12 protein-coding genes are annotated in these 16,837 nt (G+C 35.0%); 10 read left to right on the plus strand and 2 right to left on the minus strand.

The annotated features are described in order from the left end of the window. The first annotated feature begins 24 nt into the window (after positions 1-24). The 3 genes from M0M57_RS04105 to purT all read left to right on the plus strand — a co-directional run bounded on the left by M0M57_RS04105 (position 25) and on the right by purT (position 3,938). Positions 25-1,209, plus strand: coding sequence for a pyridoxal phosphate-dependent aminotransferase (locus tag M0M57_RS04105; protein WP_248435640.1), 1,185 nt, complete (start codon positions 25-27; stop codon positions 1,207-1,209). A 148-nt stretch (positions 1,210-1,357) separates the two neighbouring features. Next, positions 1,358-2,767, plus strand: a complete 1,410-nt coding sequence (locus M0M57_RS04110; protein ID WP_248435642.1) for an AAA family ATPase — start codon at positions 1,358-1,360, stop codon at positions 2,765-2,767. A 4-nt stretch (positions 2,768-2,771) separates the two neighbouring features. Next, positions 2,772-3,938, plus strand: a complete 1,167-nt coding sequence (gene purT, locus M0M57_RS04115; RefSeq protein ID WP_248435644.1) for a formate-dependent phosphoribosylglycinamide formyltransferase — start codon at positions 2,772-2,774, stop codon at positions 3,936-3,938. 29 nt (positions 3,939-3,967) lie between these two features. On the opposite strand, the gene M0M57_RS04120 is transcribed toward purT, so the two are convergent. Beyond that, positions 3,968-4,525: a sugar O-acetyltransferase gene (locus M0M57_RS04120; RefSeq protein WP_248435646.1), complete on the minus strand. Its 558-nt coding sequence runs from the start codon at positions 4,523-4,525 to the stop codon at positions 3,968-3,970. Positions 4,526-4,588: 63 nt separating this feature from the next. Here M0M57_RS04120 and M0M57_RS04125 point away from each other — a divergent pair, with 63 nt between their 5' ends. The 5 genes from M0M57_RS04125 (at position 4,589) to M0M57_RS04145 (ending at position 9,351) form a co-directional block, all read left to right on the plus strand. Next, positions 4,589-5,164, plus strand: coding sequence for a Crp/Fnr family transcriptional regulator (locus tag M0M57_RS04125; protein ID WP_248435648.1), 576 nt, complete (start codon positions 4,589-4,591; stop codon positions 5,162-5,164). Between the two features lie 123 nt (positions 5,165-5,287). Beyond that, the gene (locus M0M57_RS04130; protein ID WP_248433141.1) at positions 5,288-5,686 is read left to right on the plus strand and encodes a transposase; all 399 of its coding nucleotides are present in this window, start codon (positions 5,288-5,290) and stop codon (positions 5,684-5,686) included. Positions 5,687-5,703: 17 nt separating this feature from the next. Beyond that, on the plus strand, positions 5,704-6,525 hold the full coding sequence (locus tag M0M57_RS04135; RefSeq protein ID WP_248436719.1) for an IS3 family transposase: 822 nt from the start codon (positions 5,704-5,706) through the stop codon (positions 6,523-6,525). A 238-nt stretch (positions 6,526-6,763) separates the two neighbouring features. Then, complete coding sequence (locus tag M0M57_RS04140; protein ID WP_248435650.1) at positions 6,764-7,477, plus strand: pirin family protein; 714 nt, start codon at positions 6,764-6,766, stop codon at positions 7,475-7,477. A gap of 203 nt (positions 7,478-7,680) precedes the next feature. After that, positions 7,681-9,351: a T9SS type A sorting domain-containing protein gene (locus tag M0M57_RS04145; protein WP_248435652.1), complete on the plus strand. Its 1,671-nt coding sequence runs from the start codon at positions 7,681-7,683 to the stop codon at positions 9,349-9,351. 71 nt (positions 9,352-9,422) lie between these two features. Here the strand turns inward: M0M57_RS04145 and M0M57_RS04150 are convergent, their stop codons facing one another. After that, entirely contained in the window at positions 9,423-11,714 is a 2,292-nt protein-coding gene (locus tag M0M57_RS04150; RefSeq protein WP_248435654.1) for a hypothetical protein, read from the minus strand. A gap of 330 nt (positions 11,715-12,044) precedes the next feature. On the opposite strand from M0M57_RS04150, the gene M0M57_RS04155 reads away from it, so the two are divergent. Next, positions 12,045-12,452, plus strand: a complete 408-nt coding sequence (locus tag M0M57_RS04155) for a hypothetical protein (RefSeq protein ID WP_248435656.1) — start codon at positions 12,045-12,047, stop codon at positions 12,450-12,452. Between the two features lies 1 nt (position 12,453). Next, the gene (locus M0M57_RS04160) at positions 12,454-16,800 is read left to right on the plus strand and encodes an Ig-like domain-containing protein (protein WP_248435658.1); all 4,347 of its coding nucleotides are present in this window, start codon (positions 12,454-12,456) and stop codon (positions 16,798-16,800) included. The last annotated feature ends 37 nt before the right edge of the window (positions 16,801-16,837 follow it).

Genomic DNA, 16,837 nt, shown 5'->3' on the forward strand with positions numbered 1-16,837 from the left:
TTAAACACACAAAACACAACTACAATGAATTCGTTATCGGATAGAATTAACAATTTATCTACTTCTCAAACCTTAGCTATGGCAGCCTTGGCGAGAGAATTAAAAGCTCAAGGAAAAGATATCATCAGTTTAAGTTTAGGCGAACCTGATTTTAACACGCCCGACTTTATTAAAGAAGCGGCAAAAAAAGCAATCGACGAAAATTACAGCACTTATTCGCCTGTTGATGGTTATGCCGAATTAAAAGAAGCCATTTGCCGAAAATTCAAAAGAGATAACAATTTAGATTACAAACCGGCAAACATTGTGGTTTCCACCGGTGCAAAACAATCACTTTACAACATTGCTCAATGTATGTTGAATGATGGTGATGAAGTAATTTTACCCGCTCCATATTGGGTGAGTTATTACGAAATCATCAAAATGTCAGGTGGAATTCCGGTTGAAGTCCCAACTTCAGTAGAAAGTGATTTCAAAATCACCGCCGAACAATTAGAAAAAGCCATCACACCAAAAACCAAAATGATTTGGTACAGCTCGCCTTGCAACCCAAGCGGATCTGTTTATAGCCGTGAAGAATTTACAGCCATTGCCAAAGTGTTGGAAAAGTATCCAAACATTTATGTAGTAGCCGACGAAATCTACGAACACATCAATTTTTCTGGAACTTTTTGCAGTATTGCTTCCGTTCCGGGAATGTTTGAAAGAACCATCACTGTGAATGGTGTCGCCAAAGCATTCGCGATGACAGGATGGAGAATCGGTTACATCGGAGCACCGGAATTTATCGCAAAAGCGTGTACAAAAATGCAAGGTCAAGTCACATCCGGAGCCAATTCTATTGCTCAACGAGCAACGATTGCCGCTGTGGATGCCGACCCAAAAGTGTTGAATTACATGGTGGAAGCTTTCCATAAAAGAAGAGATTTAGTCGTAGGTTTAATCAAAGAAATTCCGGGTCTAAAAATCAACGTTCCAGAAGGTGCATTTTATGTATTTCCGGATGTATCGTCATTCTTCGGAAAAACATTACGCGGAACTTTAATCAAAGATGCAACCGATTTTTCGATGTATTTGCTTGCCGAAGCCAACGTAGCGACCGTAACCGGAGATGCCTTTGGAAACCCTGATTGCATAAGATTTTCCTACGCAACCAGCGAAGAATTACTCACCGAAGCAATGCGAAGAATCAAAGAAGTTTTAGCATAGTATCTCAAAAAACATCCGTTTATAATCAGCCATAAGTGTATATTTTTAACCACTTATGGCTGATTATTTTTTTTAACATACTAAACATTCTACATCATAATTAGCCATAAATTAATTTTTTATTATATTTGTGGCTAATTATAATTGAATGGAAGCCATTGGTAGAAATAGAGAAAAAGCAGTATTTAAGAGACTTTATGAGGAAGAAAAGTCTCATTTTGTAGCTGTTTATGGGAGAAGGAGAATTGGAAAAACTTTCATAATCAAAAACTATTTTAAAACTTTTGCATTTCAACATACAGGAATCGCAAATGTAGGAATGACAGAGCAATTAGAAGCTTTCTCAAATTCTTTACAATACTATTCATCAAAAAAAACACCTCAACCAAACAATTGGTTGGAAGCTTTTGAAATTTTGAAAAAAGTTTTAGTAGCGTCAAAAAAAGAAAAAAAAGTAATTTTTATTGATGAATTACCATGGTTAGACACGCCAAGATCAAATTTTCTTTCTGCTTTAGAACATTTTTGGAATGGCTGGGCAGCACACAGAAAAGACATATTATTGATTGTTTGTGGATCCGCCACATCTTGGATTGTTAAAAAAATATTCAATAACAAAGGCGGTTTACATAATCGAGTAACGCACAAAATCAACTTAAAACCATTCAATTTAGCAGAAACAGAAGAATTTCTTCAAAGTAAAAACATCGCATTCAATCGTTATCAACTTGTAAAGGCGTATATGGTTTTTGGTGGTGTTCCTTTTTATTTAGAAGGAATAGAAAAAGGCAAAAGTATTGATCAATGTATTGATGATTTATTATTTGATGAAAGTGGATTGTTATATCAAGAATATCAAAATCTATATCAAGCATTGTTTTCAAATCCTGAAAATTATATAAGTGTTGTAAAAGCATTAGCAACTAAAAACAAGGGTCTAACTCGTGATGAAATTGTCAAAATTGCAAAGTTCAAAACAGGCGGAACTCTAAGTGCTATTTTGAATGATTTGGAACTTTCAGATTTTATTCGAGTTTATCAACCCTTCGGAAAGAAAAAAAGAAATAGTTTATATCAATTAACTGATGCATACAGTTTATTTTACCACAACTTTTTAGAAAAAAATAAAATTAAAAAAGGATATTGGCTTCATAATATTGACAATCCTAAAGTACGTGCTTGGAGTGGATATGCCTTTGAGATAGTATGTTTACAACACATTTCAGAAATTAAAAAAGCATTGGGAATAAGTGGTGTTTACACTGAAATATCTAGTTGGATAAGCCGTACTGAAGAACAAAATGTCCAAATAGATTTAGTAATCGACAGACGCGACCAAGTAATTAACTTATTTGAAATTAAATATTCTCAGGAAGATTATTTGATTACGGCAAAATACAGTAGTGAATTACGGCAAAAAATTGGTGTTTTCAAAAGAGAGACAAAAACAAAAAAAGCTGTATTTTTATCTATGTTAACAACCTATGGTTTAAAAATTAATGAAAACAGTGGTTATGTTCAAAACGATTTGAACATGGATTGTTTATTTCAAGAATAAAAAAATGAAAAAAATCCTCCTACTCGGTTCCGGAGAACTCGGAAAAGAATTTGTCATCGCTGCACAACGAATTGGCCAAACCGTCATTGCTGTCGATAGTTATGAAAATGCTCCTGCGATGCAAGTGGCTCACAGTTTTGAAATCATCAATATGTTAGACGGTGCCGAACTCGATCGAATTGTAGCCAAACACCAACCCGATTTCATTGTTCCCGAAATTGAAGCCATTAGAACAGAACGTTTTTATGACTACGAAAAACAAGGCATAACCGTTGTTCCATCTGCGAAAGCAGCAAATTTTACTATGAATCGAAAAGCCATTCGTGATTTGGCTGCGAATGATTTAGGCTTACGAACAGCAAATTATCGTTACGCCACTTCAGCAGAAGAATTAGAAAAAGCGGTTTCAGAAGTCGGCATTCCGTGTGTGGTTAAGCCATTAATGAGTTCATCCGGAAAAGGTCAATCGACTATCAAATCAAACGAAGATATTGCCAAAGCTTGGAATTATGCCGTGGAAGGTTCTCGTGGTGATGTAGTAGAAGTAATCGTGGAAGCGTTTGTCAATTTTAATTCCGAAATCACCTTATTAACCGTAACGCAAAACAATAATTTACCCACTTTATTTTGTGCACCAATTGGTCACCGACAAGAACGAGGCGATTATCAAGAAAGTTGGCAACCGGCAAACGTTTCTGAAAAAGACATTTTGGAAGCTCAAGAAATGGCTCGCAAGGTGACTGAAGCATTAGGTGGAGCCGGGTTATTTGGAGTCGAATTTTTCTTGACAAATGAAGGCGTTTATTTTTCAGAACTATCGCCCAGACCACACGATACCGGAATGGTTACCTTAGCCGGAACGCAAAATTTTAATGAGTTTGAATTGCATTTACGAGCAATTTTGAGTTTACCAATTGCGGAAATTACGTTAGAAAAAGCAGGAGCAAGTGCGGTTATTTTAGCTACTGAAAATTCAAATCATCCTACTTATTCCGGAATTGAAAAAATTGCCGCTTTACCAAAAACAGATTTCAGAATTTTTGGGAAACCTACTTCACGACCTTATCGCAGAATGGGTGTTGCTTTGGTAAATGATTCGTTAGAAACTCAGATGGAAGATATTGTAGAAAATGCAAAAACAGCCGCTAAAATGGTTTCTGTTCATTCATAAATCAACATAAATTCTCATTTTAACATCCATCAAAAGCTTAACTTTCTTATCACTTTTGCAGGATTTCCAACGGCTAATGAATTATCGGGAATATCTTTTGTAACAACCGAACCGGCACCGATTGTACAACCATTCCCGATTGTAACACCCGGACAAATCACTGTATTTCCGCCTATCCAACAATCATTGCCAATTGAAACTGGTTTTGAAAACTCAACCGTTCGTCGTTCAATTGGATTTAGAGGATGTGTTGCTGTGTAAACATGAACGTTTGGACCAAAGAAAACATTGTTACCAATCGTTATTTTCATCGTGTCTAAAACGACACAATTGACATTGAAATACACATTTTCTCCTGCATGAATATTATAACCATAATCACAGTGAAATGGTGGTTCAACATACAGTCTTTTATGAGCGTTTGGCATCAGTTGATGAAGAATATTTCTTGCATTTCCATTCATTACATATTCGGTCACATTTAATTTATGTAATAACTTTTTGGCACGTAATCGTTCTGCAACTAAAATTTTATCATTTGCAAAATAAATTTCGCCGGCTAACATTTTATCTTTTTCGGTTTTCATTCTTTAAATTTCAATCTTTCAAAGATACCATTTCTATAAAATTAAAATTGTATTTTTGACTTAATGAAATCCATTCTTCAAAACATTTCTAAACACATTTCCTTAACTATAGACGAGGAACAACTGTTTTTATCAAAAATCGAAGTTCAACACTTCAAAGCAAAAACCATTTTGCACAATGCCGGAGAAATTTGCAAACATTCTTATTTTGTCAATTCGGGATTGCTGAGAAGTTTCAATATTAATGACAATATTGTGGAGCACGTGCTACATTTTGCCTGCGAAGGTTGGTGGATTGGCGATATGTACAGCTTACTTTCTCAAAAACCGGGCAATTTATTTATTGAAGTTTTAGAAGATTCGGAAGTGGTTTTGTTATCCAAAGAAAACCAAGAACAATTGTATTTTGAAATTCCGAAACTCGAACGCTTTTTCAGAATTTTAACCGAAAACTCCTTGGTTGCTCATCAAGAACGCTTGATGGATAATTTAAGTTTGCCTGCTGAAGATCGTTTTGAAAAATTCTGCAAAAAATACCCCACACTCATTCAAAAAGTACCTCAAAAACAGATTGCTTCTTATATAGGTGTAACTCCTGAGTTTTTTAGTAAGATGAAAAGTCGGATGTTGAGGAAGTAGTTTTCGGTTGTCTGTTATCCGTTGTCTGTTCTCTGTTGCCTGTTGTCGGTTGTCTGTTGTCTGTTCTCTGTTCTCTGATAACTGTACGTCCCTGATATAGGTTGACCACAAAAGTCAACTTATATGAAAGCAAATTTGAGAAAAATTAAGAAGTATCGATTTTATTCTACCGAGTTTAAACAGGAAATAGTTTCGTTATATGAAAGCGGAATTTACAGTGTTTATCAATTAGAAAAATTATATGGTATCTGTAATAAATCTATTTATCAATGGATTTATAAATTTTCTACCTTTAACAAAAAAGGAATACGGGTTGTTGAGATGAAAGAAAGTAACACTCAAAAGCTAAAAGAGCTAGAGCAGAAAATTAAAAGTTTGGAGCAAATAGTTGGTCAGAAGCAAATTCAGATTGAGTATTTGGAAAAGATGATTGATATTGCCAAAGATGAGCTAAATATTGACATTAAAAAAAACTCAAGCACCCTACAATCCAATGGTTTAGAGAGAACAAAGAAAAAGTAAGTTTCTCTTTAAATAGTCTGTACAAGGTTGTTACTATATCTAAACAAGCTGTGAATAAATATTGTAAAGAACAAAAATTATTCACCGAAAAAGTAGAGAAATTAGTAATCGAAGCTCAAGAATTAAGGAAAGAGCATCCGGGTTGTGGGGTTGAAAAAATGTATTACGTACTTCGACCAGAGTTTTTAGGAAGAGATAGGTTTATAGATATTATGATGGATTTAGGATTTAGAGTTCAGTATAAAAAGAATTACAAACGGACAACTTATTCCATTGCAAATCAATATCCAAATTTAATAAAAGGATATTTGGTTAATAAACCGTCAACAATATGGCAATCAGATATTACCTATATCGCTTTGGGGGAAAGATTTTATTATGCTGTTTTTATTGTTGATGTATATACAAAGTTGATTGTTGGTCACAGAATATCTAACCATATGAGAGGAACAGCAAACCTTGAAGCGTTAGAAATAGCTTTGAAAGAGTATGATGCTCCAAAAATTCATCACTCCGATAGGGGAAGTCAATATTTATATCATGAGTATATAAATCTATTAAAGTCAAGGGGTTCAAGAGTCAGTATGGCAATTTCTGCTCAAGATAATGCTTATGCTGAAAGGATAAACAGAACAATTAAAGAAGAATATTTGGATTATTGGAAGCCAAAAACATTTGAGGAATTACAAAGAAATATAAGCAAAGCAGTTTGGCATTATAATGAAAAGAGGATTCATAAAAATTTAAACAAAATGACACCGAGAGAGTTTTATGAAAATTGTTTCAAAAAGAATTATAAAAATCCAATTATTGAAATCTATGACAATGGTTCGGGATAAAAATCATAAAAGTTATTTCCAAAATTTTTTTAGCCAGTTAAAAGGGCTAAAAATTTCAGAATAACTTTTATTTTTGATCAGTGATAAATTTAAACATTAGTATTAAAAACCGGTCAACCTTATTTAGGGATTTACAAACCGACAACGGACAACCGACAACTTTCTTAATCTACATTAAGTGCTAAACCCTTCTTATGGTTGTAAATTTGTACTATAAATAACAACAAATCTATTAGTTATGAAAAATACAATTTTACACAAAGCCAATGAAAGAGGTCATGCCGATCATGGATGGTTGAATGCTTACCACAGTTTTAGTTTTGCCAATTGGTATAATCCGGATAAAGTTCAATTTGGTGTTTTGAGAGTGTTGAATGATGATACTGTTGCCGGTGGAATGGGATTTGGAGCTCATCCACACGATAATATGGAGATTATAACAATTCCTTTGGAAGGCGATTTGGCTCACAAAGACAGTATGGGAAACACTGAAACCATTAAGTTTGGCGATGTTCAAGTGATGAGTGCAGGAACCGGAATCAGACACAGTGAGTTTAATCCGAATGCGGATAAAAGAACAAAATTGTTGCAAATTTGGTTGTTTCCAAATAAGCAAAATGTGGAACCTCGTTACCAACAAATTACGTTGGACGTAAACGACCGACAAAACAAATTACAACAAATTTTATCGCCAAATCCGGAAGATGCCGGTGTGTGGATTCACCAAGATGCTTGGTTTCATTTAGGTAAATTTGAAAAAGGATTGACTGAAAATTACACTATAAAAAGAGAGGGAAATGGTGTTTATGCATTTGTGATTTCGGGAAGTGTAACAATTAACGGTCAGACTTTAGAAACCCGCGATGCGTTAGGTGTCTGGGATACTGAAAAGTTAGAAATTACTTCTACTTCGGATGCAGAAATTTTGTTGATGGATGTTCCGATGGAGTAAATAATTGATTGATTGATTTTTTAGACCTGGCTTTTTTTTAAGAATTGTCAGGTCTTTTCTTTTAGTATTTATAAACAAAATCAAAACATAATTAGTTAATTAATTCAATAAACAAGCGAATTTACTTATAATTATTTCATAATTTAACTTTTTTTTGTTAGGTTTACCCTGAAAACTAAATCAATAATCTTAAACAATTTTACATGAACAATTTTACATTTGAAACAACTCAAGTCAAGCAGATGTTGAGTAAATCGATTTTGGCACTTGCTCTACTCTCTTCTAGTATTACTTTTGCTCAACAGGTTGAATCTCCATTAAAATCGATGAAAGGAGAAGAAATAATTTCAAAACGTGATTTATTTGCTAACCATTATTTAAATGAAAACGGAACTTTTTCAGCAGCAATAGGCACATCACCTATTAACTATAGAAAAGACGGTAGTTTTCATCCCATTAACACATCAATTAAAAATAGTAATAACACGAATTATCCTTATGCCAATACTGAAAATTTGATGGAATCTCATTTTGGAGCAACTTCTGCTCATGGAATTCAAAATAAGATTGAAGGAAAAACAGTCTCTGAATTTTTAAATACAAAAATGCATTGGGAAGTTAATGGTCAGCTTACAGCAACTGTTGATCAATCGAACTCAACAATTGTTGTAAACAATAACAAAGCAAGCTATAATAACATTTTTGGAGAAATTGATGCCGAATTCAAAATCACAAATGGCAAAAGAAAATTAAACTTCATCATCCCATCACAAAATGCAATTGCAAATGCTCCTGTTGGTGCAGATTATTTAGTTTTTTCGGAAGAAATTTTACTTCCAGAAACATGGAAACATATTTCAACAGAAAAAGGTATCTATATATTTGACGAAAAAAACAATGCTGTTTTATTATATGAATCTCCCTATTCTGTTGATGGAGGGAAAAGAAAATTACGTGAAAAAAATACATTTATTGACGTATTTGCAAGCGGAAACCGATTAACTATTTTAACAAAAGTAAAAACAAGTTGGTTATTAAGCCAAGCCAGAACATTTCCAATATTAGTTGATCCAACCGTAACAACTTATCCAGATGAAGTTGAAATGCACACCGGATGTGTTTATTCTTCTGATGGATATAAAGTTGATAGTTTTATTAGCTTTGGAAGAGATGAAGATTTTTTAGGGCAAGAAGATTTTTTAAGAGGATGGGCGAGATTTAACACCACTTCAATTCCTGATGATGCTACCATTGATGCCGGAACAACTATTCATTTTTATATTGAAGATGGCAGTCCTGATTACAGCCCAGCTAACGGACATTCAATGGTAATTTCTCAAATACCTTCTACTATAAATCCGGTAACTGCAAACGGAACAACGCTTTATAACACCATTAATCAAAACGGATATTCTCCGGTAATTACTGCACCATTAAACACAATTGGTTGGAAAAATCATACTATTACAGCAAATCAAATAGCCATAGACATTCAAAATCAATTAGCCCAAAATTATTTTTCGGTTGGATTTATGCCACAAGGAGACTTTTTTGAAGGTGAATATTTAATTGCCTCTGGTTGGGATACAGATGAAAAACCGTATTTAGTTATTAATTATACTGAAAGCACTATGAGCGTTGGTGATGCTTCAAAAGGCATTGGATTATATCCAAATCCGGTTCAATCAGAATTATTTGTTAAGTCGGATTATAATGTTGAATCTATTGAAGTTATCTCTATGCTAGGGCAATCTGTAGCAAAATCAAACGGAACAAACAGCATAGTTGTTTCTTCGTTAGCAAACGGAATTTATGCTGTTCAAATTACTTTAGATAATGGATCAGTTGTTAATCAAAAATTTGTGAAGAATTAAGCGGAAAGTTTTAAGATAAAAAAAGAGGAGTTGTTTAGACAGCTCCTCTTTTTGTTTTTGTTAAAGATGATTTATTTTTTACTTTCTATTTCCTTTTTGGATTGATTTAATTTTTTAATTGGGTTTGTTCTATCACTTCCTTTATCTTCTATTAAAGGTATTGTAGTTGGTTCTGCATCAATATTCATATATCTTGCAGAATAGTTTAATTCTGATTGACTTCCGTCTTCTTTAGTTATTTTAACAGATGCTCTTGTGGCAACTAAAGAATATGAAAATTCTACATTTGAATTTCCGTTAGCTAATTCAATTACATCAAATCCTTTTGCGGATTTATTAGTTACATAAACACCGTTACACTCTCCTTCTAACTGAATAAAAACTTTTAAAGGATGTCTTTCATCAACCAAAATATTATCGGACAAAATTTCATCAATTTTAATCTGAGCACGTCCGTTAATTAATCTTCCTGTTCCATAATCCTGAAACAAACTTTCTGGTGCAGAAACAGCTGGCATCACAAAAGTCTTATCGTCCTTTTTAATAGTTGTAGCATTGACCCCTGGTCCAATAACATTTGCTATTAATGTCTTGTTTGAGTTAGGTTGAGAAGATCTAAAATAAATATCCCATAAGTCATTAAACGCAATAGCGGTAGAAAATAATATATTATAACCATAATAACTCATAACTCCTTCAAAAGCAGCCCCCACAGTTCCCGTAAAAGAGGAGTTCGTTCCCACAAGAGTTCCTTGAGAAACAAGACCGTATCTTTGATTACCCGTAAATAAAGAACTCGGAGTTAAAGAACCTGTGCCAGCACCGTTAAACTGACCGGCAGTTCCTTGCGTTGCATTTAAATAACCACTGTAAGCAGAACCGCCATTTACTTGACTTGTAGAGCGGATTCCAATTGCCCCCAAAGCATCAATAGCGGCACCACCATTTGTTCTAAAATTAGTTGATGTCATTGCGTCTATTGTTGAGGTGCCTCCAAAACCTCCTTCAATAGCTAGGGCAGATGATGTACCAACAGAGCTTGCATATATTCCTGCAGAATTTGTATTATTTGACAAGGTAGTTACTTGAAGTCCAGAATAGGGATTATTTGTATCGTTATGATCTATCAAAACACCTACTCCATCTGCATTGACATCGGCTACATAAGCAATTGTACCATTATTAATAACAGAATTATATTGTCCACTCACTCCACTTGCAGTAGAATTATTAATTATTTGTAGTCCGCTATCACTATTGTTTCCAGAAATTAAAACCGAACCTGCATCGGCAACAATTGCTCTTCCGGCACCCGCACCTCCTTCATCATATGCAAGGTCTAAAGTGTTATGAGCACTTGCCGTAGCTCCTCCTTCCATTCTAACCCATCTAGCTCCATCCCAATAATAATAACCAGGGGTCACATTATTTGGAGCTGTGCCAGCTGTTGCTGTATTATAAACAATCGTTCCCGCTAGCGGTGCACCGCCACCATTTGGATTTACTACCGGTGCAGCAACATTTGTAGCGGTAAGGATAATTCTGGGAGCAATAAAACCACTTGTTGTTGATGTTACATCTAAGGCTGCATTGGGTGTGGTTACACCAATACCAACCGCCGTATTGGTAATTCTAACTCTTTCTCCACCATTTGTAGATAATCCTAAATTATCAGCAGAAGGGCTAAAAAGTCCGGTATTTGCATCGGCAGAAAAACTATAAAATGGTAAAAGTGCAGTTCCTCTATTCATGGCATGAACTTGAAATTCATTAGGAATTTGGAAACGAGCAGTACCACCAGTAGAAAAACGAATTGTATTTGCTCCTTGTAGCCACATTCCGGTATCTGTACCACCATCCCAGCTATACGTTGGCGAGGCAGAACTTCCTCCATAACCTAAAATTTGGTTTGATGCAGAAGGTAATCTAAATTTATTGGAACCATTTGTTCTAAAATGTAAATCTACATTGTCTGTAGTTCCTACAAAATTTGTTCCAGAATTTGTTCCGGCATTTCCACTAATTGCCCATGCATCGGTTGGAGCAGGAATGCTTCCGCCGATGGCAACCCAACGATTGGTTAACCAATAGTAAAAGCCGGGAACAACGTTGTTAGGAGCAGTTCCGTTTGTAGCAGTGTTGTAAACTAAAGTTCCATTTTGTAAAGCTCCGCCTTGCGGATTTACGACAGGATTAGCAACAATGGCAGAGGTAAGTGTAACACGTGGAATTAACATTCCGTTTGTAGTAGAATTGACATCTAATGCTCCTTGGGGTGTTGTGGTCCCCACGCCTACTTGAGCAAAAACAGGATGCAAAAATCCTGCTAACACTAGTGTTAGGATTAAGTAAAATTTATTCATTTTTGGATTTAGTTTGTTGTCAAATATATAAAAATATTGAATAAAAAAGCAAAACACTGTAATTATTATCACAAAATTTAAAAACAAATTACTTTTTCATAATTATGAATAGTTGAAAATAGCAAAAAAGCAACTTTTATCGATATTTTCATACAATTCATCAATTATAATTTTATATTTTGCTTATTGACAAAAGTTTATATATGTTTGCTCAGAATTTTTCCCCAACTATTCAATTTCTTAACCTCGGCAATATTGTTCTTTTCTTTTAAGAATAAATAGAGTTATTGCTATTCCGAAAACAAACTTTTAACAACAATTTTCATTATCATGATTAGAACTACTCATTCTATCAGGAAACAAATTTCTTTGCTCTACACCGTAGGCTTTTTGTTTCTTTTTTTACTGCCTTTTTTGGGGAATGCTCAAAATTCTTTAAACAGAATTGCAAAGGATGTTCCATCCGCTATTATTCAGGAAAACAATTCTCATACTATTCAAAATAGTATTTTATCGGAATTAAGAAGTAACACACATGACAAAAAGGAAACAAATCTTCCTCCAAATCAAAATGTACTAGACAGTCAGGTTTTGGAACAATCTGTAGAATCAAATTCTGAAAAAAAATCTACCTCAAAAACACGTATAAAAAATCTTTATTCACAAAGTGGATCTTTTACAAATGAAGATTATACTCAAGAAATCAATACAATTAATTTAAAAATAAAATCTGAGTAATATGAAAAATTTATACTCCTGTATCCTTGGATTATTCTGCCTAATCCAAACCATCACAAATGCTCAGACAATTATTTATCAACAAAATTTTGATGGCAATAACGGATCATACACAAATACCATAGTTTCAGAAGGAGGAACTAATGGATGGAGAGCAAGTAGCACTGCTGCACAATATGGTAACTATAGACATATGTGGAATTTTTCCAATAATATATCTGGTGGAAATGCAAACGTATTACCTATTTCCGGTCGTTCATTAGGTATGGGTTTCTATAATGGGAACAATCCAAATGTTACAAATCAACCTTTTAGAACTTGGGATGGAGCTAATTGTTCTGTAATACCTACTACAACTAGATGGGCTCATGTGGGTTTATCTACAGTTGGCTATGAAAATATTACAGTAGAATTTAAGTGGAGATGTTTAGGTGAAGTTGGCGGAGGTATCGTTTATGACTACGGAACAATCAATACTTCAATAGATGGAGGTTCAACTTGGTTAATGGATCAAACTGGCGGTCAAGGTGGAACAACTGGTGCTCATGGTACATTTCCTAGTGGATTGTATTATGGAAATTCAGGTGTTCAAACAACTACTTTAACTTTACCAGCTACAAGAAATAATCAAGCAAATTTCAGACTGGCATTTAGAATGGTAGTTGACCAATGTGATGGTACAGGCGGCGGATTTATTGTAGATGACATTATTGTCAGAGGAACTCCTCTTGCTACCGACAGAACCCTAACCGTAGCCCAAGCTTACACTGGAGCAACCTACGCAAATGGCCCTCACGTTTTTGCAAATAATGCATCGGTTACGGCAACATCAGGAACAAGAGCGGGATATAATGTAACGGGCTGGACAGGAACAGGAAGTGTACCTGCAACGGGTACTGGTGGTTCTGCTACTTTTACAATTGCACAAAATTCAAGTATTACTTGGCAATGGCAACAAGTAGGAGTTCCTACCAATGTTTCTTTTAGTAATACGGGTGGTAGCGAGCAACTCACGTTTAACAACAGTAGCACTAATACGACTACGCCTGTTTTCAGAATGAGTCATGCCACCGACCCAGCTACAGATTATCAAGTAGAAATTAATACAAACCCAACATTTTCGGGTGGTACAAGTTGGACACAAACTTTTACAGGAACTTATCCAATTAATACAGCGGCGAACTTTTCTTTTACTAACAGTTTTACTCCAAGTGATAACACAACATATTATGTAAGAGCAAGAGTAAGAGGAGCTGCGAATGTATGGAGCAGTTGGTCAACAGAAACGTATAGCTTTACACATACAACATCTGCCACAACTCCTTCTTGGTTACAAACTACTCAAGCACAGTTGGCAACAGCTACGCATTCCGGAACATTGGCCAACAGTAGTAATAATATTGTGTTATCAAGTGGTGGTGGAAATGTTGTCACTAATGGAAGTTTTGAAACAGGCACAACTGGCTGGACAATATTAAAGCCAAGTTGGTTTACTGTTGCTTCAGAACCTTATGGAAACACACAAGGAGCAAATGCTTTAAACATCTATAACAGTAATCCTAGTTCGTTTGGTAACTTTAATGGAGATGCAGCAGGAGCCTACCAATCATTAAACATGAACGGAATATCAAACATTAGTTTAGATGCTGGTTATGAAGCTACGGGCGGTAGTGCATTTATAGCACAACTTAGAGTCTATGTTTCAGAAACAAACCAAACAGGTTATACTGATGGTACGCTAGTACACACTTGGACTCCTAATTCAACATTAACAACAGGTAATGCTATTAATATTAATGTTGAATCTTATGGCTTTACCGGCAATAAGCTATTGAAAATAATAATGTACTTTACGGGTAACGATTATGCAGAAAGATACTTATACCTTGATAATGTTCAAGCGATCGCTTCACCAAACGGAACAGCTACTTCAACACCAATCTATTTAGCTTCTGTTCAAAACGTAACGGAATATGGTGAACTAAAATGGAACCAAACGCTTAATGGAGGAAATGTTGCATTAAAAATTCAGCAATACAATGGCTCTACGTGGGCAGATGTTGCAGGTTATACAAACATTACAGCAAGTGGAGACGGTGAAAAAACACACGATTTATCAGGAATGACTGCTTATGACCAAATTCGTTTGGTAGCAACCTTAAGCGGGACATCAACTGTAACATTGCACGACTGGGCGGTGGAATTTGAAAATCCTTGTACGGCTGCAATTGATTCTGTATCAAATGGCTCAGGTTGTGGTGCTATAACGCTAGAAGCAGAAGGTTCTACTTCAACCACAGAATACCGTTGGTATGATGCCGAAGTTGGTGGAAACTTAGTTGACACGACTACAATTGGCGAATGGACAACTCCTGTTTTAACACAAACCACGACTTACTATGTTAGCTCATATAATGGCGAATGTGAATCAGCTCGCGTAGCCGTAACCGCCACATTCACTCCAACTGATGCAGAAATTATATTTACTGAAGGAGCATCAACTTGTGAGCCTGGAAATGTTACTTTATTTGCTGAAACGAGCAATGACGGAATTTATACAGTTAATTGGTATGATGCTGAAACAGGTGGGAATTTGGTTCACACAGGATTTACTTATACGGTGAGTTTAGCACAAACAACTTTGTTTTATGTTGCGGCTGCCGAAGGAAGTTGCGAATCGGAACGAATAGAAATAACAGCAACTATAAATTCTAAAACTTGGAACGGATCTGTAAGTACAGATTGGAACACAGGAGATAACTGGACTCCAAGTGGAGTACCTACTTCATCAAATTGTGTTGTGATTGCAGACGTAACCAATGCACCAATTCTCTCAACCGGAAATGAAGGTTTTGCAAAATCACTTACATTATTAGAGAATGCTTCTTTATTAGTACAAAGTGAAGCAACTTTAACTGTAACTGAAACAGTAAACTTAGCTGTTGATGCTATTACCGAAGAAACTTTGGCCACGTTTACAATTGAAAACGATGGTTATTTAGTTCAAACACAGAACACGGCTACGAATTCAAATGTTGGTAAAATATCAGTTAATAAAAACAGTAATCCGATGTTCAGATTGGAAGCAACAGGATGGGGTTCTCCGGTAGAGAATCAGAAACTGTATGACTTTGCTGTTGGAACCGTTTTTGGAAGAGTGTATTTTTATGATGAAACTGCCAATGCATTCTCCGCAAGCGGAATTGCAACAAATTCAGTATTTGAACTTGGAAGAGGATATTCTGTACGTGCTCCAAACACCTATAATTCGTATAATGAAACAGCAACACCAACTGTATTTGAAGGTTTATTTTACGGTCGTCCGAACAATGGAGATATAGGAATTAATGTAACCGCCAATAATTTAGGCTACAATTATGTTGGAAATCCTTATCCTTCTCCAATTGATGCCGAAGAATTTTTATCCAGTAATAGTAATGTTGCCTCGTTGCATTTTTGGACTCACGAAGCTCCGCCAATTGATGGTGAATATGCAGCTAATAATTATGCTTCTTTCACAACTATGGGTGGAACTATGGCTGCAGCCGGAGGTGAAGAACCAGACGGAATTATTCAAGTGGGACAAGGTTTTGTTATTAAAGCAGAGCAACAATTCTTATTACAATTTACAAATGACTTGCGTATCCCGAACAGTAATGGTCAGTTCTTTAGATCTGCTGATACCGAAAAGCACCGTATGTGGCTAAATTTAAATGATAGCACAACAAATTATAATCAAATTTTATTAGGTTATGTTGAAAATGCAACAATGGCTGTAGATCATCAAATTGATGCAAAATTGTTTGGCTATTCTGATAATTCAATTTACAGTTTGATTGACAATGAAAAGTATGTTATTCAAGGAAGAAGTTTGCCTTTTGATGTTCAGGATGTTGTTCCTTTAGGATTTAAAGCTACGCATGCCGGTACTTTTACAATTAATATTAGTAAAAAAGATGGATTGTTTGAAAATGATCAAATCATTTATTTAAGAGATTTGAACTTAGGAATTATACATAATCTTAGTGAAGCTGATTACACTTTCTTAACTGAAATTGGAACTTTTGAAAACCGTTTTGAAATTGTATATCAAAACGAACCTTTATCAATTGATGAAACTAGTTTAAACAATTCCAATTGGATTGTTTATAAAGACAATGTAAAACAAACAATAACTGTTGAATCAAAAGGCTTTGAAATCAATGAAATTGAGATTTATGATTTAACAGGAAGATTGTTGTTGAATCAGAAAGATGTAAATTCAGATACGTTTATTTGTCAAAACAATTTTGCAGATCAAGTTTTGCTTGTTAAAATCAATAAAACGTTAGTTAAAAAAGCACTATAACTTGTTGTAATCCGGTGTTGGTTCGCCGGATTACAAT

Origin of the sequence: Flavobacterium azooxidireducens (genome assembly GCF_023195775.1) — a bacterium.
In the GTDB taxonomy this organism is placed as follows: domain Bacteria; phylum Bacteroidota; class Bacteroidia; order Flavobacteriales; family Flavobacteriaceae; genus Flavobacterium; species Flavobacterium azooxidireducens.

What these genes read in the sequence shown, in the direction of transcription:
- M0M57_RS04105 (WP_248435640.1), top strand. Translation starts at nt 25, where the DNA reads ATGAATTCGTTATCGGATAGAATTAACAATTTATCTACTTCTCAAACC.
- M0M57_RS04110 (WP_248435642.1), top strand. Translation starts at nt 1,358, where the DNA reads ATGGAAGCCATTGGTAGAAATAGAGAAAAAGCAGTATTTAAGAGACTT.
- purT (WP_248435644.1), top strand. Translation starts at nt 2,772, where the DNA reads ATGAAAAAAATCCTCCTACTCGGTTCCGGAGAACTCGGAAAAGAATTT.
- M0M57_RS04120 (WP_248435646.1), bottom strand. Translation starts at nt 4,525, where the DNA reads ATGAAAACCGAAAAAGATAAAATGTTAGCCGGCGAAATTTATTTTGCA.
- M0M57_RS04125 (WP_248435648.1), top strand. Translation starts at nt 4,589, where the DNA reads ATGAAATCCATTCTTCAAAACATTTCTAAACACATTTCCTTAACTATA.
- M0M57_RS04130 (WP_248433141.1), top strand. Translation starts at nt 5,288, where the DNA reads ATGAAAGCAAATTTGAGAAAAATTAAGAAGTATCGATTTTATTCTACC.
- M0M57_RS04140 (WP_248435650.1), top strand. Translation starts at nt 6,764, where the DNA reads ATGAAAAATACAATTTTACACAAAGCCAATGAAAGAGGTCATGCCGAT.
- M0M57_RS04145 (WP_248435652.1), top strand. Translation starts at nt 7,681, where the DNA reads ATGAACAATTTTACATTTGAAACAACTCAAGTCAAGCAGATGTTGAGT.
- M0M57_RS04150 (WP_248435654.1), bottom strand. Translation starts at nt 11,714, where the DNA reads ATGAATAAATTTTACTTAATCCTAACACTAGTGTTAGCAGGATTTTTG.
- M0M57_RS04155 (WP_248435656.1), top strand. Translation starts at nt 12,045, where the DNA reads ATGATTAGAACTACTCATTCTATCAGGAAACAAATTTCTTTGCTCTAC.
- M0M57_RS04160 (WP_248435658.1), top strand. Translation starts at nt 12,454, where the DNA reads ATGAAAAATTTATACTCCTGTATCCTTGGATTATTCTGCCTAATCCAA.